The organism is Hymenobacter arizonensis, from assembly GCF_900115775.1.
GTDB lineage: Bacteria > Bacteroidota > Bacteroidia > Cytophagales > Hymenobacteraceae > Hymenobacter > Hymenobacter arizonensis.
In genome coordinates this window covers 203,346-222,849 of sequence record NZ_FOXS01000006.1, presented here as the reverse complement: position 1 = coordinate 222,849, position 19,504 = coordinate 203,346, and the positions used below count along the sequence as shown (strand labels likewise).

Genomic DNA, 19,504 nt, shown 5'->3' with positions numbered 1-19,504 from the left:
TGGGTGGCATTTTTGTTAGGCTTGGATTTTGCATAGAGCCAATTGCTGAACAACGGCCCGCTAGTTGATTCTTTATAAAGCTTAGCAACCTGCCGTTTATTAGGCTTGTACTTTGCTTAATACCGCAGAATATCGTGTGTATTAAGGCTAGGCACGTGCCTTTGGGCGGGACCTGGCAATTTCTTTGTGGTAATTCCTTCAAAACTCAAGCATAAGAGTGGCTCAACTTTTCGCGCGGCGTCGTCTGTACTGGCTGTTGCTGCTGGCCGCGGCGTTGTGTTTTGTGAATGGGTACTTGGCCAGCCGGTATGCGCAGGAACCGGCCGTGGTGCAGCGAACCGATTTGACGCGCTTGCAAAAGCTGGTGCGCGATGCCGAGACCAGAGCCCGGCGCGAAGCCGATACCGTGGCGGTGCACCTGAACAGGGGCGACTACAGTTTTCAAAAGCTGCTGGGCCAGGTAACGTACCCCACCTGTGTGCTCGAGAACGGCGAGCTACGGTACTGGTCCGATGCAACGCTGCGACCGGAGTCCAATGTAACTATATTGGCTGCTCAGCGGGTAGTGGAAACGCCAGCGGGGCACTTTATGCTTTTGCAGAGCCCTGCGGGCCGGTACGTCGTGCTTACCTATTTGCCACTGGAGCGACATTATAGCATCAACAACCGCTACCTGCGGGAAGGGGGGGAACAGGCCTTGTTTCGTGGTTTGGAGCTGCAGGTGGTGGTGGACAGCACCGCCAAAGGCCTGGCGCGCTTCGAATCGGCCAATGGCCACTACGTTTTCTCGATAAAGCGACTGCAGCCCAACCCGCTGACCGGCCAGTACGTGCCGCTGGCTCTGCTGGCTTTAGGCTGCCTGCTGTATGCAGCGGGATGGCTGCTGCTATCGCGGCGGTGGTGGCGGGCGCGGCGGCCCGGAACGGCTGTATTGGTGCTGTTGCTGCCGCTGATTTTGCTGCGGGGAGCGTTGCTGTATTTGGGATTGCCCTACTCGTTTATTGAATTGCCGTTGTTCGACCCGCGGGTGTACGCCGCTGCCTGGTGGGCACCGTCGCTGGGCGACCTGCTGATTAGCGCCATGCTCACCTTGCTGGTGGCAGCGGGCGGCATGGCGCTGTGGCGAAGCCTACGGGTGCTGGAGCGGGTGCGGGCGCCCCGTTCGCCGGGTGGGCAGGCGCTGGCCGCGGCGGGCGTGGGCGTGTTCTTTGCCGGGTGGCTGGTGCTGCTTTTTATGTACTACACCACGGCGTTTGGCAGCTCGCAGCTAAGCCTGGACATAACCCGGAATCTGCAGGTAACAGGGTTTTGGGTACTGCTGGGACTGGCGGTGCTGTTGCACACGGCTGCGTGGCTGGTGGTCTTTTTTGGGTTGACGCAGCTGGCGGGAGCGCTGCTGCAGCACGTGCCACGGCGTACGTTGCTGCTGGGGCCGGCCGTGACGGCGCTGCCTTTGTTGGGCGTGGGCTTGGCCTGGGAGCTGCCTTGGGTGCTGCTGGCCGGGGTGTTGCTGCTGTTTGCAGCGCTGGTGCGGGCCGTGAACCTGCGCGCCGAACCGCTGACCGGAAGCTACCAGTCTTCGGTGCTGATAGTGCTGCTGCTGGCGTTGGCCTCGGCAACCGGTGCGCTGGCACTTTACGCCCATTTCGAGAAGCAGCTGCTGGTTGATAAGGAGAGGGTGGCGAGCAACTTGCTGATTGATAATGATTTTTATGGAGAGATTGAGCTGGGCGAGCGGATGCGGGAAATTGCCCGCGACCCGTTTGTGCGCCGTTCGCTTTCGGCTGCTTTTGGCCAGCCCGAAGCCGTGCGCCAGCGCATTGCCCGGCAGTATTTGAGCGACTACTTCGATAAATACGAGAATAACATCATTCTCTACGACGAAGCGGGTGAGCCCTTGGGCGCCGCGCCCGGCACTCCCAGCTTTGTAGAGTCGCGGGCCGAGCTGGAGCGCACGGCTACCCCAACCGGCCAGCGCGGAGTGTTTCTGCTGCATTCGGGTAATCCATTCAGCTCCCGCCGCTATGTCGCTCAGGTTAAGGTGCCGGGCAACCGCGTGAGCGGGTCTGGCTTGCCCCTAGGGGCGGTGCGGGTAGAGCTGACGCTGAAGCAGCTTACTTCCTACAGCGTTTTGCCCGAGTTGCTGGTCGACCAGAAGTTCTTTCAGCCTAGCCTCGCTACCGAGCTCAGCTACGCTGGCTACACCAAGGGCGGACTGATGTACAGCGAAGGCGACTTTGATTACACGAACCGGCTGCCCACCAGCCTGCTGGCCGAACCGCGCCTGTACGACGCGGGAATAAGCCTCAATGGCTACCATCACTACGCCGTGCGCGGCTCCTTGGACCGGACCGTGGTGGTAACCACGGCCACTTACTCGCTGGGCGACTGGTTGGCCAACTTCTCGTTCCAGTTCCTCATGTCGTCGTTTTTCTGGCTGCTGGTGGTAGGGCTGTTGCTCCTGTTACGTCGGGAGTCAATTGCGCGTTTGCGGCTCAATTTCAGTGCCCGTATCCAACTGCTGCTGAATGTGGGCATTGTGGTGCCGCTGGTGGTGGTGAGCGTGGCCACGGCCAGTCAGCTTATTTCCTCTTACCAGCGCGACCTGACCCGCACGTATGAGCGCCGCGGCCAGCTGGCCCTGGAGAGCCTGCGCCGGCAGCGCCACTTGCTCTCGGATAGCACGGCCAAGCCCACGCTGGCGGCACTAGCGAAGAACGTGGCGGGCCTGACCGAAACCGACCTGAACCTCTACGATGTGCACGGGGAGTTGCTGGCCAGCAGCCAGCCCTTGATTTTCGATGCCGGGCTGTTGGGGCCGCTGCTGAACCCACAGGCTGTGGTGGCGCTGCGCGAACAGAACAAGCAGCGGGCTTTGCTCACGGAGCGGGCGGGGTCGCTGTCGTTCAACGCGCTGTATTTGCCGGTGCGGGCTGGGGTGGGGGAGCTGGTGATATCCGACCTGGCGGGGCATGCCATTGGGCAGAGTAGACACCGTCGGGGCGGCAAATCGTCTGCAAATTTCGACGGCGACGCCTCGCTGCAGGATGAATTCAACAACGACTCGGCCGATGATACTGCCCTGCCCACTGGGCCTATTCTCGGGTACGTGGGGATTCCATTTTTTGACTCTGAGAAAGAGCTGAATACCAAGCTAACCGAGCTATTTACGACCATCTTGAACATCTTTACGTTGATGTTTTTGCTGTTCTTGGGCCTGGCTTTTGTGGCAGCGCGGCAGCTCACGGCTCCGCTTAAGCTCATTACCGAAAAGCTGACGCTAACCACTCTGACTGGCGAAAACGAACTGCTGGACTACCGCAGCTCCGACGATGAGATTGGTCTGCTGGTGCGCGAATACAACACCATGCTTACCAAGCTAGAGGCTAGTAAGCGGGAGCTGGCGGCTCAGGAAAAAGAGGCGGCGTGGCGCGAAATGGCCCGGCAGGTGGCCCACGAAATCAAGAACCCGCTCACGCCGATGAAGCTGAGCCTGCAGTTTCTGCAGAAAGCAATTAACGAGCGCCGGCCGAACGCTGAGGAATTGATTGGGCGGATTTCTCAAACCCTTATTACTCAAATCGACGTGCTGAGCGACATTGCCACGTCATTTAGCACGTTTACCAACCTGCCGGCCATGCGTCCCGAACGGCTGGATGTGGCGGCGATTCTGCGCCGTTGCGCGGCCCTGCACCAGCCCGACACCAACGACGGCGCCCTGGAACTGCACTTGCCTCCGGACTCGGAAAGCGAGCGCTACGTGGTGTACGCGGACGAAAACCTGCTGGTGCGCACCTTTAACAACCTGCTGATAAACGCGCGGCAGGCTGTGCCCCACGGCCGGGAGCCGCACATTGGCGTGTCGCTGGTGCCGGCCGACAGTGGCCGCCTGCGGGTGAGCATTTGCGACAACGGGGCGGGCATTCCCGATGAGGTGAGAGGAAAGGTTTTCGTGCCCAATTTCACGACTAAGGAAACGGGGTCCGGCATTGGGCTGGCGGTAGCCAAGCGCGGCATTGAGAGTGCGGGAGGACGGATTTGGTTTGAAACCAAAGTGGACGAAGGCACGCAATTTCACATTGAGCTGCCGCTGGCTGGGTGAGGGTCGGTTCGGTCTGAGCTGATGCTTGGCTGAGAGTAGGGTTGGGAGCCGCTGCGCAGGTGACGGGGTTAATTGACAGAGCAGCTTAAGCCATTCTAAAACAAGGCACCAAACCTGAGGCTTTGGGCGTTGTGCCGACACTTCTCCCGACCTTTACTGCATGATTCGCCGCTTACGCCTGTGCTTACCCTTCGCGGGCCTGCTCGTTGCGGCGCTATTATTCCTGACCGGGCGGGCGGAGGCACAGGTGCGGCCCGTTCGTCCGGGCGAAGCTACCCCGCCTAACACCCGGCGCTGCCGCTACGTGCCGCTGGCGCTGGGGCGGGACACCACCACATTTGCCCTCGTCGATACGCTCACGGTAGTGCCTTCTTCGGTGACGGTGCAGGGGCAGGCGGTGGCGTATGACGCGCGCACTGACCGGTACAGCTGGATTCGACCGGCCCCGCGCGATACCAGCGACTTGCCCGTGCCCGACTCGCTGCTGCTGTGCTACCGGGTGCTGCCCCTGCAGCTGTCGGCGGCACGTTTTCGGCGGCCCCTGAGCCTGATGGACAGCCTGAGCTTCCGGCGCGACGCCATGCGGTACGAAGACTTCTCGGTGAAAGAGCAGATTCTGAGCACGCCGGGCATCAACAAAACCGGCAATCTGGCGCGGGGCATCAGCTTTGGCAACACCCAGAACGTTTTTGTGAACTCGGCCCTCAACCTGCAGCTGGAGGGCAAGCTGGCTGAAAATATCAACCTCACGGCAGCCATCAGTGACCAGAACGTACCCTTTCAGCCGGAGGGCAACACCCAGCAGCTGCAGCAGTTCGATAGAATATTCATCACCCTGACCAACCCGAACTGGAACCTGACGGCCGGTGACGTGGTGCTGCGCAACAAGCCCGATTACTTTCTGCGCTACTACAAGAACATACAGGGAGCCGCGGCCGAGGCCAATTTTGGGCCACCCATCGTGGGGCTGGCCGGCCTGGGAGCCATGCAGGGCGTGTCGAACGCCGTGTTTCTGAACGGGCAGGCCGGGCAGGTGCCGGGGGGCATGCCCAATTCCTTGCCCAACGGGCCTTCGCCAGTCACCCTAAACCCACCCGCCATCAGCCAGCCGCAGCTCACCGACCCTAACCGGCAGGGCGTGGGTGGGGCAGATGGGCCGCCGTTGCCCCAAGGTGACAGCGCTCCCGTAACGGGGGCTACCGTGAACAGTGCGGGCGTGCGCCGGGGCGTGGCGTGGCAGTCGTCGACCTCGGCTGCGGGCGGGGTGGCCAAGGGCAAGTTTGCTAGTATTGAGATTCCGCCCATTGAGAACGTGCAGGGGCCTTACCGCCTCAATGGGCCCAATGGCGAGCAGTTCATTATCGTGCTGGCTAATTCCGAGCGGGTGTACCTCGATGGCCGCCTGCAAACCCGGGGCTTCGACGCCGACTACACCATTGACTACAACTTGGCCGAAGTCACGTTCACGCCGAGCCACCTCATCACCCGCAACTCCCGGATTAAGATTGATTTCGAATACTCGGACTTGAACTACGCCCGCTCGCTTTACGCCCTGAGCCACTACCAGCAGCTAGGCCGGCTGCGTGTGCAGGGCAATTTTTACCAGGAAGCCGACAACCCCGACAATTCGCCCAACCTCAACCTGGACGAAACCCAGCGTGCGCAGCTGCAGCAGGCTGGCAACGTGCCGTTTGCGGTGACGCGCGGCGAGGAAGTGGTGGGCTACACGCGCACGAAAGTGCTGTATCGTCGCGATACTACCACGGGCCGGTTTAGCCGGGCGGTGGGGGCCGATACTCTGGGCGTGGTATATGAGGTGCGGTTTACGGACGTGGGGCAGGGCAATGGCGACTACGCCCTGTCCAATGACCCCAGCGAGGTGAGCAGCAACGGCCGCGTCTACCGATTTGTGGGGGTAGGGCAGGGGCGCTATGCCCCGGTGCGGCGGCTGCCCACGCCGCTGCTGAAGCAGATGGTTTCGGGGAGTGTGAGTTATCAGGTTGACAGCAGTACCACTGTTTTTTTTGACGCCGCCCGCTCGCGTCTCGACCGCAACCGCTTTTCGACCGAGCGGGACGAGGACGGCGCCATGCGCATGGGCTACGTGGTGCAGGACCGCCAACTGCCCGACGCCCTGGCGCAGGGCGTGCTGCGCAACTACCGCTTTCGCTCTACCTTGGACTATGAGTACACCGGCAAGCGCTTCTCGCCGATAGACCGCTACCGCGACATTGAGTTTGACCGCAACTGGAGTGCTACCAACACGCTGCAAAGCAATGCCAACGGCTTGACAGCACAGTCCGATAATATTTTCAATTTCAGCCTGGGGCTGATGAAAGACGCCAACAACGGCGTGAGCTACCGGCTCAGCCGCCGTTTCCGGCGCGGCGAGGTAAGCGGCTTGCAGCACTGGGTAGATGCGGCCCAGAAGGTGGGCAACCTGGAACTGCGCGGCTCGCTGTTTGTGCTCAACTCCAGTGCCGGCCGCTTCCAGTCCGACTGGGCCCGGGGCGAGGCCACGGGCCGCTTCGTGAGCGGGAAGGTAGTGCCGGGCTACACCTACCGCTTCGACAAAAACCGGGTGAGCTCGGCGACCACCGACACCGTTCGTTCGGCCAACTACTTTGATGAGCACAACGTGTTTATCCAGAGCCGCGACTCGGCCCGCACCCAGTACCGCCTCGATTACAGCTACCGACGCGACCAAACCCCCAACCCCGAGCAAAACGCCCTGCGGCTGCGCGGCACGGCCCAAACCTGGCAGGGCACATTGGCCTCGCGGCTGGGCAAAACCCAGGACGTTCGACTGCTGGCCACCTACCGCGACCTCGACTCCCTGGGCCTGGCCCGCAATCGCACGGTGCTGGGGCAGGTGTTCTACAACGCCAGCCTGCTGCAAAATCAGATTCGTTCCGAGCTGAACTACAGCGTGGCCACGGGCCGGGAACTGAAGCGAGACTTTTCGTTTATTGCCGTGCCGGCAGGCCAAGGCACCCATTTTTACGGGGGCGACGCCGACGGCGACGGGCAGCAGGACAAGGACGAGTTTTTTGAAGCCCAGACCTCGGACGCCCAGTATCGGACCTTCATCAAGGTGTATTTGCCAACTTCGGACTACATTACGGCCTTTACCAACCGCCTCAGCTACCGCCTGACCACGGCTGCCCCGCGCGGCTGGCGCGAAGCCGGCGGCCTGCGGGCAGCCGCTTCGCGCTTCGCTACCCTCACCAGCATCACCGTGGACCGCCGCACCACCGACCCGTCGCTGCTTTCGCGCCTCAGCCCGTTTAGCTACGACAAGGAAGACGAGCAACTGATTGCCTTCAATCAGCTGATGCGCAACACGCTGTACTTCAATCGGTCTAATCCAATTTTTGGGGCTGAATTCACGGTACAGCAAACCCAGCAGAAAACGCTGCTGGCCCAGGGCGCCGACTTGCGCAACCTGAGCACCCAAAGCCTGCTGGTGCGCCGCACCCTGGCCACTTCGTTTACGGGGCGCCTCACCGGCACCCGGGAGATTCGCGAGTCGAACAGCACCTACTTGCTCACCCGCAACTACCGCCTGCTCATTTATACCGCGCAGCCCGAAGTAAGCTACCAGCCCACGCCCAGCCTGCGCCTCACTGGCACCTACCTGCACACCCGCAAGCAAAATACCCTCGCTATGGAAGGCGCCGAGCTCAACCCCGGCATCTTCGACGAGTTGGGCCTCGAGACCCGCCTCAGCCAGGTAAACAAGCGCATCATCACGGTGGCTACCCGTTACACCAACGTCAAGTTTGAGGGCACCAACCCCAACTCCGTGGTGGCCGTGGAAATCCTCAACGCCCTGCGCCCCGGCAGCAACTACACCTGGAACCTGAACGTGGAGCAGCGCCTCAGCAACGGCCTGAACATTACGCTGGCCTACGACGGCCGCAAAGCCAGCGGCTTGAATACCGTGCACACCGGTCGCATGCAGGTGGCCGTGCTGTTCTAAAGCTTCCCTTTACCGGCGCCGCACCAGGGTGAAGAGCAGGCGGCCGCGAACCAGCACGGGCAGGGTGTATTCGTCTTCGGTGCCAGCCACCAGCTGCGGCTCTACGGTATCGGCGGCGTACAGACGCAGGGTATCGGCCCGGTGGCTATAGCCCATCAGTCGGGTGTGCTTGGTTTGGGGGTCTAGGACGAGGTGGTCGATGTCGTTGCCGGGTCCGCCGCTGAAGTCAGTGTTCACGGTATAGGTTCGGAACCCTTTCAAGCCTTTCAGGCGGCCGTTGGCGGCAAACTGCATGGCCGCGGGCTTGCCTAAGGAGTCGACACCAGTGTAGCTTCCCACGAACAGCCGCTGGTTTACGGCGCGGTTCAGGGCACCCAGCGTACCGACTTGGGCCCCTGCCACGCGTCGGTACGCCGTGCGGTTCAGGGCCCGGCGGCTCCGACTATAGGTAGTCAACAGCAGCGTGGTGTCGCGGGGGCCGAGGCGGTAGCTTAGCTCGGCGTAGCTGCCCGGCGAGTCGTAGTCGCGGTAGCGGGTGGCCAGAGAGTTTGGCTGCTGGCCGGGCCGGTAATAGAGGGTAGTGTTACCGCCCTCGTGGTTGCCAAACCCCACGGTGAGCACAAGGCTGTCGCCGGCCCGGGCTGCCGGGTTGATGTGGATTTCCGATACCGCGCCCACTGCATCGGCAGCCTTCAACGGAGACTTGGACTTTTGCACGGCTTCCAGGTAGCCCGTCGTTACCCAGGCCCCCCGGATGATGGGGTCGAAGCTCTGCGCTAGCGTTCGGAGTTGGGCAGGACTGGCCGGAGGCGGGGCCATGGCCACGGGTGGAGTGCCTACGGGAGGGGCAGCAGTAGGGAGGTTAGCCCGCTCTTCGGTAACACTGCTGGTGGCCTTTTCCTCTGATTTGGAGGACTGACAAGCGTTGCCCAGCGCCAGTATTAGACATAAGCCAACCCAGCGGAACAGTCGCAGACGCTTCATCTTAAACGGGTTTGAAAAGACCAAAGTCGACAAGCAGGGCGGCACGAGGCTGCTAGCTTGTTCATTATACGGCAGGGATGCGCCGTGGGAAACCGCCAACTTAAGCAAAAAGGTGTCGGCGGCTAAGCGTGCTTGAAGGAGGGGGCCGCCACCCGCCGCGCCAGCCCTGCCGTAAGCTCTCGTTGCTTGAAGCAAAGGGGCAAATGGGTGCCAGAACGAAAAGCTTGTACGGTAATTTCGGCACAGGCGCGGGCGTCGGAAAGCGCATCGTGGTGGTTGAGCGGAATGCCGAAGTAGGCCGCTACGTGGTCGAGCTTGTGGCGCTCGAGCTGAGGCCAGGCCACTTTGCTCAGCTTCACCGAGCAGAGGCAATGAAAAGGCGGGACGGGCAGGTCGTAGTCGCGCAGGGTGTGCTCGAGCACGCTCACATCGAACGCCGAATTGTGCGCCACCACGGGCTGGCGGTGCAGGTAGGGCAGCACTTCGGTCCAAACGTCGGCCAGGGTAGGAGCGCTGTGCAGGTCGGTCTCGGCAATGCCGTGCACCTGGTAGTTGCGCCAGTCTACGCGCAGCTCGCGGGGGCGCAGCAGGGTTTGGTAGGTTTCCACAATCTGGCCGCCCTGCACCCGCACCACGCCCACAGCGCAGGCACTGGACCGGCGTTCGTTAGCGGTCTCAAAATCGATGGCCGTGAAGTTGAGCCCTGCCAGGGCCTGGGTAATTTCTGCTTGCATACTGCCAAGATAACCGAGGCAGCTGGAAAGCGCCTGGGCTACGCGTACTTATTTCTGCTTGTTAAGGGCCGGCGCACGCGTGTCACAGCACACATCGGGTACCTCAAAATAGCGCTCCATCACGCCGTTAATGTTGCCTTCGCAGCCAGGAGTGAGGTCAATATCAAACTCAATGAAATTGCTGAATTGACGGAGTGGAATGAGAATGTGGCCGTACGGCAGCCGCAATGGCGGCAGCGTCACAGTCGGCTCTTGGGCGCGGCTGGTACTGCGGAGGCGGGCAAATCGGGCCTGCATCTGGGCATCAAAAGGCGCGGCGCTAGTCAATAGCTCCCGCCATGCCTCGGGCACGTGCCCGCTGGCAGACAGGCCGAACAGCCCCAGAATCAGCAAGCTGCTGTGTCGCAGCCGGCGCGGGAACCAAAAGTGTGGCTCCGGCAGCTGCTGGGCTGCGGCCCAAGCCACTGCCGCCACCGAAATCAACATCACCAGCAAGATTTCATTTTGGGCCCGCAGCAAGGGCGCTGCCACGGTGAGGTAGCGAAACAACAGAAATCCGATGCCATTAAGTATTCCAAATGCCAGCAGCACCGCTCCCCATTGGCGGGGCGCTAGCCGCAACGACGCAGTTCCCGCAGCCCGCTGCCGGTAGCCTAGCCACAAGCCCATGGCCACTGCCGCCAGCAAACTAAGGGCCGTGAGTGGGCGCGCCAGAAATAGCATCGCTGAGTATGCCGTGCGGGGCAGCAGCACCAGCCAGCGGTAGGCCTGGAGGGCATCGTCGGGAGCCATGGCGCGGGCGCGGACCCAGTTGCCGGGAGCCACGGTAGCCAATGCAGCCGCCATCGCGCCAATGGCTAGCCACAGCCACCACTGGGGGCGGCTACTGGCGGGCAGGGCGTAGCCTAGTAGGGCCAAAATTGGGAGGGCCTGCACCAGCGTCAGCTCATTGCCGGCTAGGGCGAGCACCAGCGGGCCACAAGCCAAAAATGCACTTTGCCAGCGGTTCGCCGGTATTCCCCAACCCGACCGAAGCGCCAGAGCGGTGAAATTTAATAAGCCAATCAAGGGTATCTGGTAGGCCACGGCGCCGCAAAACCAGTACAGAAAGGAAAAGGGCGCAGGCGCCGCGTTGCAAAACAGTGCCAGCAGCAGCGCCGCACACCAAAAAGCATCTTGCCAGGAAAAAGCAACCCGAAGAGCAGTATGGAAAAGTGCCCGCAGAAAATGACCAATACTGGCCCACTGCACCACTATCAGAACGGCCGCCACCAGCTTCACGCCCCCCAGCCAACCGTAGGTGACGGGGTTGAGCACAGTCATGAAAAACGTGGAAGTGAAGCGCCCAGTCCAGGTTTCAAACAGCCAGGCCTGCACGCCCCAGGTGCCGTGGGCCCGCGTCCAGTAGGCGTTGCGGAAATCGTCAAAAAACGGCTGGTTGTAGGCCGTGAGTAGAAAAAACGGCGCTAACGCCAGCAGCAAGCCAAGCCGAAAGAAAAGAATGCGGGGGGAAAGGGTTTTCAATAAGAAAACTGTTGACGCAGATATGAAAAGTCCGCTGCCCAAAGTATCAGGGCAGGGTTGCATTGCCCGCCGAGATTGGGGAATGACGTGGCAAAACTAGCCGCTAGCTGAGTTTAGCCACAAATGTGACGGCCAACCAGAAAAGGATCAGCCAACCAAATCTGCTGTAGAGCTTAATCCGCTTGTCAATGTCTTTGCTGTGCTGTATTATCCATTGTGAGTAGCCCAGCCCGCCAATGAGAATGGTGCCAACGAGCACCGTAACGGCCTTGCTCTCGCTGGTGAAAAAAAAGTACATCAAGGGCAATACTGCTAACCCAAGCAGTGAAGCATACCTCCGGTACCAGGCCGGGGCGGGCAAGGAAAGCACTGGACTAAATGAACGCAGTTCTTCGGCCAGCTTTTCCGGAAACTCCACTTGCGCAGGCATCCAAATCATGTCAGCGGCCCGCTTTCCGTTTATGGCAAACACGCCCGACCCAAAGTGCTCGATGCGGACTATGTCGCTTGCCGCCAACGTTTTTGTCGGCGTGTCGAGTTGGGTGCGTGTAATGCCTGCGTCGTTCACAATCAGCTCGGTACTCTCAAAGAGTAAGGCTTGCCTTTTCATGGTTATGAACCAAGTGAACGCCGCTATGCCTGCGAACAAAGCGCCAGTAAGCGCTACGGTTGGCCAGACCGATGCGGAAGCATCGTAGTTGAGGAAGACAAAGGCGCCTGCCAGTGCGGAGTAGACGACGGCCGTGCGCCGCAAGAGCTGCCCTCGCAGCTCCCGAAAGCTACCCGGCCGGATACGAAATGTAGACATGAGTGAGCGAGGCCTGCTTTATGCGAGTTCGCTGCAAAGTAGGAAGCAACAGGGTAGCATCAGAGCTGAGCAGCCCTAATCTCCATCACGGCAAACCTACCAGCTTGCGCGCCGCCGGAATAATGGCCAATTCAGCCTGGCCTGCCGGGGCCTGCGCAGCCGTGAGCGTAGTGCGCGCCGCCGCCAGCCACGCGGCAGACGGCGCCTGATGAGACTGCAGTTGATTCAGACGCTCCAGCAGCAGCGTGGCCACTGAGGCTAGCTGGGTAGAAAGCGGCCCGTACTCGCGTAGCGCTGGGTTGAGCACCAGCAGCAGCTGTAAGCCTTTGTCGTTGGTCTGCCACTGCAGTAGCTGAGCCCGCAACGCCGCCAGCTGCCGGAGCGAAACGGCCGGCCGGGGCGGCTTCACCGCGCCGCTTCCCACCACGCTGTCGACGAGCACGGCGAAGCAACGGGCCACTTCTGACTCTGCGGGCGCGGCGTCGACCAAGCGGTTCAGCGGAGTTTGGGGCGTGTAGACCATGCCCTGAAAATGGCGCTTGTACTCCTTCACAGGCTCCACAACCGCGGCCAGGGTGCGCAGCGGAGCCACGTTGCCGGTGCCGGCCATCTGGGTTAGCAGTAGCTCGGGGGCGCGGCGGTGGCGCAGGCCCACAGTTTCGAGAAATACCGAGACCGAACCGAGCCGGCGGTACATGTCGGCCACGTCCTGGGTGGTGGCCTGCGGCGACCACAGCCGCTCGGCCACGACCGCGGCGCGGGGCCAGATGCGCGAATCCAAAATCACCGAATCGGCAAATTCGACCCACATGGCCGCCTCGCCGCCCAGCACCAGCTTCTGTTGGGCGGGGGTGAGGGTGGTGTTGGCGGGCAGCGGGTCGGGCAGGTAGTGGGAGGCGGCGGTGTAGTTCAGGTCGAGGTAGTAGCCGTCGGAGAGCAGGGCGGGGTGGCCTTGCTTCACGGCGTCGTCCAGCCACTTTTTGCCGCGCCAGCTCTGGATGATGATTTCCTTGGGCAAGTCCGGGCCCAGGATTTCATCCCAGCCTACCATGATTTTGTTGCGCTTCTGGAGTAGGGCCAGCACCCGGCGGTTGAAGTAGGTTTGCAGCTTGTGCTTGTCCACGGTTTTACCGTCGGCTTTCACCATGCCGCGCTCCCGCATAAAGGCCGAAATGCGCGGGCTGCGCCGCCACTGGCGCCCGTCGTTCTCATCGCCGCCGACGTGGAAATACGGGTCAGGAAAGAGCGCCGTCATCTCCGTAAACAGCGAATCTAAGAACGTGTAAGTCGTTTCCCGCGTGGGGTCGATGGCAATGTTGGACGTGCGAAAGCTGCGGTACACACCGTAAATCGAGTCGTTGGAGGCCAGCCGGGGGTAGGCCGCAATCCAGCTGGTGGTGTGGCTGGGTACGTCAAATTCAGGTAGCACCCGAATGCCTCGCGCGGCGGCGTAGGCCAGCACGTCGCGCACTTCGTCCTGGGTGTAATAGCCATCAGCGCCGCCCACCTGGTGCAGGCGCGGCAGCACTTTGCTCTCGACCCGGAAGCCTTGGTCGTCGGTCAGGTGCCAGTGCAGCACGTTCAGCTTCACGGCGGCCATGCCGTCGATGTTGCGCTTGATGACCGGCACTGGCATGAAGTGCCGGGCCGCGTCAATCAGCAGCCCACGCCAGGCAAAGCGGGGCTGGTCCTGAATGTCGACTTCGGGCAGGTAGCGCTGGCGCTTTTCCGTGTAGGCCAGCTGTTCCAGAGTGGCCAGGGCCCGCAGCACCCCCAGGCTGGTGGGCGCGTCGATGGTCACGCCCATCGGCGTAACGCGCAGGCTGTAGCGCTCTTCTTCAAACTTTTCCGGCACTCCCACGCGGCCGTAGCGGATTTGGAGTAGCGGCCCCTTCGCCGGCTGGCCCGGGCCTTGCAGCCGCAGCAGCGAGCGGCGGGCCGCGGCCTCCACCGCCGAGTCGGCCGTCTTGTCTACCTGAAGCTTTAGCGGCGTTTTCAGGCTCAGGCGGCCTTTGCCCCAGCGCATTTCGGCGGGCACCGGCATCAGGTTGTGCGGCGTTTGGGCCAGCGCGTTGCCCGGACCTCCCAAGGCCAATAGCAGTCCCCAGAAAAGCACCACGGCCGGTGTCAAACTCCTCATATTAGTCCCCTCGCTTTGAATTCTAAGTATTTATTAATCGTGTTTACGGTCAAATCCTTGGGCGCGGTCAGCAGGGAGTAGATGCCGTAGCGCTGCAATTCGAGCACAATCTGGCGCTTTTCCTGGGCAAACTTCTCGGCAATGGTTTGATTATACACGTCTTCGACGGCGGTGGCGGGCACGTCTAGGTACTCCCGCAGCTCGGTGTTTTCGAAGAAAATTACCAGCAGCAAATGGTCTTTGGCCATGCGGCGCAGGTAGGGCAGCTGCCGCTGCATGCCGTGCAGCGTTTCAAAGTTGGTGAACAGCACGAGCAAGCTGCGCTGCTTAATGCGGGCCCGCACCGTGGCGTAGAGCAGCTCAAAATCCGTTTCGAGGTACTTGGTTTTTTGCCGGTACAGGATTTCCAGCAGCTTCAGCAAGTGGCCGGGGCGGCGGTCAGCGGCCAGGGTGGCGCCGGGCCGGTTTGAGAACGTGAGCAGGCCGGCTTTGTCGTGCTTGAGCAAGGCAATGTTGCTCACCACCAGCGTGGCGTTGATGGCGTAGTCGAGCAGGCTGAGGCCCTCAAACGGCATGCGCATCACGCGGCCTTTGTCGATGAGGCAGTACACTTGCTGGGCGCGCTCATCCTGAAAATGGTTGACCACCAGCTCGTCGGCCACGCCAGTGCCGGCCCGGCGGGCGGTGGCTTTCCAGTTGATGCTGCGCGGGTCGTCACCGGGCACGTAGGGTCGGATTTGCTCAAATTCCAGGCTGTGGCCCACCCGCCGAATGCGCTTCACGCCGACCTCCGTCAGGCGGTTGTGAATGGCCAGCAGCTCGTACTGCCGCATTTGCAGAAAGGACGGATAGACTGGCACCGTCCGGTCTTGGTCGTAGCGAAAGCGGCGGCGCACCAGCGCCAGGGGCGAAGCCGCATAAATGTTTATCGCCCCAAAGTGGTACTCGCCGCGCTTGGTAGGCCGCAGCTGGTAGTTGATAATCTGCGTTTCGCCCGGCTTGATTAGTGCCTTAAATAGGACGTCGCGCCGTTGAAACTGGTGCGGAATCTCATCTATCGTTTCGGTCTGAATGTGAAACCGGTAGTTGTTCTCGATGTAAATCTGAATGTCGTTGTCTGAGCCATTCGCGAGTTTGTCGCCCATCACGCGGCGGCCGAAAACGGGTGCCACATTATTCTTCGCCGGGGCGTAGAGCAGCAGCGCATCAAGTAGCGTGAGCACTACAAACAGCCCCAATACGATGCGCATCGGCCCCAACAGCCACGGCAGAAAAAAGGCCACCACGAAGCCCGCCACGAGACCGGCAATGAGAATAAAGAACCTCTTGGTCAGAAACAAGGACATATAGCGCAAGGTCTCGCGAAGTTTTAAAAGGAAGTCTCGCAAAGGATGAATGCCTTAATGAAGCCGACTTAGCGAGACTTTCCTTAAAGCTTTGTGAGACTTTGCGCGCTAGCGCGGCACTTCAATGGCCTGCATAATCTGCCTTACCACCTCATCGGGCGTGCCGCCTTCCATCTCGCGCTCCGGCGTGAGCATGATGCGGTGGCGAAGAACACTCGGCGCCAGAAACTGCACATCTTCGGGCGTTACGAAGTCGCGGCCGCGCAGGGCGGCCAGGGCCTTGGCCCCATTCAGCAGCGCCAGGGAGGCGCGGGGCGAAGCGCCCAGGTACAAGGACCTGTGCACCCGCGTCTGGCCCACCAGTTTGGCGATGTATTCCAGAATATTGGGCTCCACGCGCTGTTGGCACACTTGCTGGCGCAGGGCCTGCAAGTCGGCGGCCGAAAGAATGGGCTGCACCGCTTCCAGGTGCGTGCTGCCCAGGCCGGCGTGATGGCCGCTCAAAATCTGCACTTCCTCGGCCAGCGTCGGGTAGCCCACGTGCAGCTTAAATAGGAAGCGGTCGAGCTGGGCCTCGGGCAGGCGGTAGGTGCCTTCCTGCTCGATGGGGTTTTGGGTGGCCAGCACCAGGAAGGGCTCGGCCATAGGGTAGGCCGTGCCGTCCTGGGTCACGGTGCGTTCCTCCATCACCTCAAAAAGCGCCGATTGGGTCTTGGCGGGCGCGCGGTTGATTTCATCAATCAGCACCACGCTGGCGAAAATAGGACCGGGGCGAAACTCAAAATCCGACTTGTTCTGCCGGAACACCGACGTGCCCAACACGTCCGACGGCATCAAATCGGGCGTGAACTGGATGCGGCTGAACGGCACTTCCAAGGTGCGGGCCAGTAGTTTGGCCATGAGCGTTTTGGCCACGCCCGGCACGCCTTCGAGCAGCACGTGCCCATCGGCCAGCACCGCCGTGAGCAGCAGCTCCAGCAATTCCTGCTGGCCCACAATGATTTTGCCGATTTCCGCCCGAATTGCGTCGGTTTGGGCCGTGAGGCGGGCAAAGTCGGTGCGCGGAGCGAAGGCCGATGCAGGCGTTGGCGCACTTGCTGCTTCTACTGCCGTGGGGTCTGGGTTTTGAAACGTGTTTTCGTTTTCCATTTACTTTTAAAGGGTACTGGCGTAGCCAATGAGCATCTGAGCAGTTTCTTTATCGGCGCAGGCCGCGAGCAGCCGGCTGTGAACATCCTGAGCGTATTCCTTGGAAACCAATTTTCGGGTGACGAGCACCAGGTCCTGCACCAGTGATGTATACTTGTCCCATTCTATATCGGCTAGTAACGCTTTCTCGGTGGGCGAACCACTCCGGGCATACAGGTCTTCATCGCTATTGAATGTTAGCAGAATCGTTAGCTTCTCAACGGTGAGCATAGCAGGCAGAGCAGATTTAAGCGAAGAGGAAACTAAGCGAAGAATAGCAAAAAGCCTCAAAACAAGGCTAATATAATGTTGCAGGTGGGGTTATTAGTAAAGTACAATTGCTGAAAATCACAGTTTATGAGTACAGTGCAAAAACGGCTTAATGGTCAGCCTCGCGCTTAAAATCACTTAGCGCTTTACTCAACGACAGCAGTTCCCGGTCGTTCATCTGGGGCGCGGTGCGGGCAAAATTTACCACGCGCAACAGCTCATCCACGCGCGGCCGGGCTACGCCCGACTTTTGGCTGAGCCGCTCCCGAAACTCGGCATCACCAAAATCCGGGTTGGATTCGTGAAAGCGCGTGCGGAGGTAATCCATAAATAAACCGACCTTTTTCTCGGCAATGAGGGCGTGGCTGCTGCCCTGCTGGTAAAGGCTGGCCACCGTCCGGGTGAAAGCCAGGGTGTTGTTGGGCAGCGCCTTGATGATGGGAATGATGCGCTGGCGCCGTCGGGCCGCCGTGAGCACAAACAGCAGCCCGCCGGCCAGCATGAGGTAATAGGCCACGCGGAGGGCATCGTGCGCAAACACTACCCGCAGCAGCGACTGATTGCCCAAAGGGCCTTGCTTCTGAAATTCATCCCACCAAGTGCGGCGGGCCGGCAAGTAAGCCAGCGCAGCAGCTGCAAAGGCAGTGGTGCGCGGCCGCAGCAGGTAGTAGTTGGTGAAAGCCACTGGCGCCAAGCAAAAATAGAAGTGCCCCCGGCCGTGGTCGAGCCTAATGAAGACTGCCTGTCCGGCGTCGTTGGTGGCCAGCGTACGCCCCACGCGGCCCGAGTCTACGGCCAGGTAATGCCGGAGCGCGGTGCCGGGCAGGCGGATATGCGCCTTGGCCAAAGCTGGATTAGTAAAGCGCAGGTCGACCGAGTCAACCACCGGAAAGCCTTTGGGGCCTTTGTGGGTGGCCAAATCGGTTTCCTTCAAATCCAAACCCAGGCTATCGCGCAGCAGCTTGCTGCCCCTGACGCTACCGATGCTTTGGGTAGCTACAAAGACATCATTGCCCGCCGCCACGTATTTCAGCAGGGTGCGCAGGTCGAGTGGGCTGACTTCGAAACCATCGTTAACAAAGAGGTAATTGCTGGGCCCCGAGCCCCGCGGCAGCTCGACACTGCCATAGCTGTCTTGTGCTCTCTGGTACCGTGCATCCGATTCCGGGGGAGTCGCCCCTTCGGTGGTTTGCGCTAGAGCGCGGCCAGTGAGCTGGCTGTACACGGGCAGGCGCACTGCCACTATCGAGTCAGTACCCAGCAGGTTTGGGAGCTGGTCATAGAGGGCGTAGGTGCCGTAGGGAATCTTGTCCTTGTTGGCGTAAGTGGGCCGCCAGTCCACGGGTTTGGGCCGGTTATACTCTAGCGTGACGTAGCCGGCGAACAGCACCGCAATTCCCAGCAGGTAAAGACGGAAAGTGGTAAGCTGCGGCATCAGGTGCGCAAGGTATTTAGTGTCAGGAGAAAAATAAGAAGCATTGAAATTGATTACTGCACAAGGTCAGACGCAAAGCAACCGCGTGCCTGCTGCTCAGCCGGGAAGTGCCGTGGCCCGCAGGGTGCCGCGGCGGTGGCCGCTCAGCAAACTGCTCACCACGCGTTGGCCGGTTCGGGCTTCGTGGTAGAGCGTGGAAGTCAGGCGCAGGTCGCCGTACCACACGTATTCAAACTGCCAGGTGGCACTGCGGAAAGCCTCGCGCAACGGGCCCGCGGCCAGTTCCGATAAGTAGGCGTGGTTGGTTTTGTCGGGTTGCCAGCGAATGAAGCCGCCGTCGGTGAGGTGCTTGAGTACTTCGAGGTAGCCCAGGCGCGTGGCCAGGCGGAAGTTGCCCGCGGCCTCGGCCTCGGCGATGCGAGCAGGGAAGTCTACTTCGTGAATGTCTTCCGTCGCGGTGTCGTAAGCCAGCGGCTGGCGTTGGGCCGAGCGTCCAAAAGCTCCGGTGATGTCCACTTGCAACAGCTTCAGCACCGCAAACACCAGGATGCCAAGTGCCACGGCGTAGATGACGTATCGCCAGGGGAAGTTCCCAATGCGGTGGTCCAGCAGCCTCCCAAGCCGTTTCCACACCCGCGCCCAAAAGGCATCCCAGGCGTCGGTAGAGGCTTTGGGCTCCTCGTAGCGGAAGTCGCGCTGTCCGGCCAGTTCGCGCAGCTGGTTCGCATCGGGCCGGCGCGGGGGCAGGGCCGTGCTGAGGTCGGGCGGCAGCGGCTGGCTTTGCTGGCGCTGGGCAGCGACCTCGGGTGTTGCACGCGCCCTTGCCGAGGGGGCCACCCCTGCAAGGCACAGCAGCAGCAATACCCACCGGAGGTGCTTACCGGCGTGGCTCACGCTGGGTAGGACGAGCAGCAGGTTGGCGAAGAATGGTAGCAAGTAGTGGGTTGGTTGCGGTGGAGGTTGGGTAGGGGCAAGCAAAGAAAGAGAGTCT

The 19,504-nt window shown here is 61.1% G+C and carries 12 protein-coding genes; 2 read left to right on the top strand and 10 right to left on the bottom strand.

From position 1 onward, the window contains the following. Positions 1-217: 217 nt before the first annotated feature. Complete coding sequence (locus tag BMZ66_RS19495) at positions 218-4,102, top strand: ATP-binding protein (protein ID WP_234795168.1); 3,885 nt, start codon at positions 218-220, stop codon at positions 4,100-4,102. Between the two features lie 160 nt (positions 4,103-4,262). Then, on the top strand, positions 4,263-8,084 hold the full coding sequence (locus BMZ66_RS19490) for a DUF8818 domain-containing protein (RefSeq protein WP_092677451.1): 3,822 nt from the start codon (positions 4,263-4,265) through the stop codon (positions 8,082-8,084). Between the two features lie 9 nt (positions 8,085-8,093). On the opposite strand, the gene BMZ66_RS19485 is transcribed toward BMZ66_RS19490, so the two are convergent. The 10 genes from BMZ66_RS19485 to BMZ66_RS19440 form a co-directional block, all read right to left on the bottom strand. Then, complete coding sequence (locus BMZ66_RS19485; RefSeq protein ID WP_143080295.1) at positions 8,094-9,068, bottom strand: hypothetical protein; 975 nt, start codon at positions 9,066-9,068, stop codon at positions 8,094-8,096. Positions 9,069-9,190: 122 nt separating this feature from the next. Continuing rightward, complete coding sequence (locus tag BMZ66_RS19480; RefSeq protein WP_092677447.1) at positions 9,191-9,802, bottom strand: 3'-5' exonuclease; 612 nt, start codon at positions 9,800-9,802, stop codon at positions 9,191-9,193. A 48-nt stretch (positions 9,803-9,850) separates the two neighbouring features. Beyond that, positions 9,851-11,326: a DUF6056 family protein gene (locus tag BMZ66_RS19475; RefSeq protein ID WP_092677445.1), complete on the bottom strand. Its 1,476-nt coding sequence runs from the start codon at positions 11,324-11,326 to the stop codon at positions 9,851-9,853. 103 nt (positions 11,327-11,429) lie between these two features. Beyond that, a complete protein-coding gene (locus BMZ66_RS19470) occupies positions 11,430-12,080 on the bottom strand; it encodes a hypothetical protein (protein ID WP_143080294.1) in 651 nt (216 codons plus the stop codon). A 139-nt stretch (positions 12,081-12,219) separates the two neighbouring features. Beyond that, a complete protein-coding gene (locus BMZ66_RS19465) occupies positions 12,220-14,274 on the bottom strand; it encodes a beta-N-acetylhexosaminidase (protein ID WP_092677440.1) in 2,055 nt (684 codons plus the stop codon). Further along, on the bottom strand, positions 14,271-15,620 hold the full coding sequence (locus tag BMZ66_RS19460) for a DUF58 domain-containing protein (RefSeq protein WP_439645768.1): 1,350 nt from the start codon (positions 15,618-15,620) through the stop codon (positions 14,271-14,273). Before BMZ66_RS19460 ends, BMZ66_RS19465 begins: the two co-directional genes overlap by 4 nt. A 108-nt stretch (positions 15,621-15,728) precedes the next feature. Beyond that, positions 15,729-16,769 (bottom strand): AAA family ATPase, encoded by a 1,041-nt coding sequence (locus BMZ66_RS19455; RefSeq protein WP_092677436.1) that lies wholly within the window; start codon positions 16,767-16,769, stop codon positions 15,729-15,731. Between the two features lie 6 nt (positions 16,770-16,775). After that, the gene (locus tag BMZ66_RS19450) at positions 16,776-17,039 is read right to left on the bottom strand and encodes a hypothetical protein (protein ID WP_092677434.1); all 264 of its coding nucleotides are present in this window, start codon (positions 17,037-17,039) and stop codon (positions 16,776-16,778) included. A gap of 148 nt (positions 17,040-17,187) precedes the next feature. Continuing rightward, positions 17,188-18,513, bottom strand: a complete 1,326-nt coding sequence (locus BMZ66_RS19445) for a DUF4350 domain-containing protein (RefSeq protein WP_092677432.1) — start codon at positions 18,511-18,513, stop codon at positions 17,188-17,190. A gap of 96 nt (positions 18,514-18,609) precedes the next feature. Continuing rightward, positions 18,610-19,449: a DUF4129 domain-containing protein gene (locus tag BMZ66_RS19440; RefSeq protein ID WP_177204819.1), complete on the bottom strand. Its 840-nt coding sequence runs from the start codon at positions 19,447-19,449 to the stop codon at positions 18,610-18,612. Positions 19,450-19,504 lie beyond the last annotated feature (55 nt).

Coding starts and splice junctions, on each gene's coding strand:
- BMZ66_RS19490 (WP_092677451.1), top strand. CDS start 4,263: ATGATTCGCCGCTTACGCCTGTGCTTACCCTTCGCGGGCCTGCTCGTT.
- BMZ66_RS19485 (WP_143080295.1), bottom strand. CDS start 9,068: ATGAAGCGTCTGCGACTGTTCCGCTGGGTTGGCTTATGTCTAATACTG.
- BMZ66_RS19480 (WP_092677447.1), bottom strand. CDS start 9,802: ATGCAAGCAGAAATTACCCAGGCCCTGGCAGGGCTCAACTTCACGGCC.
- BMZ66_RS19465 (WP_092677440.1), bottom strand. CDS start 14,274: ATGAGGAGTTTGACACCGGCCGTGGTGCTTTTCTGGGGACTGCTATTG.
- BMZ66_RS19460 (WP_439645768.1), bottom strand. CDS start 15,620: ATGTCCTTGTTTCTGACCAAGAGGTTCTTTATTCTCATTGCCGGTCTC.
- BMZ66_RS19455 (WP_092677436.1), bottom strand. CDS start 16,769: ATGGAAAACGAAAACACGTTTCAAAACCCAGACCCCACGGCAGTAGAA.
- BMZ66_RS19450 (WP_092677434.1), bottom strand. CDS start 17,039: ATGCTCACCGTTGAGAAGCTAACGATTCTGCTAACATTCAATAGCGAT.
- BMZ66_RS19445 (WP_092677432.1), bottom strand. CDS start 18,513: ATGCCGCAGCTTACCACTTTCCGTCTTTACCTGCTGGGAATTGCGGTG.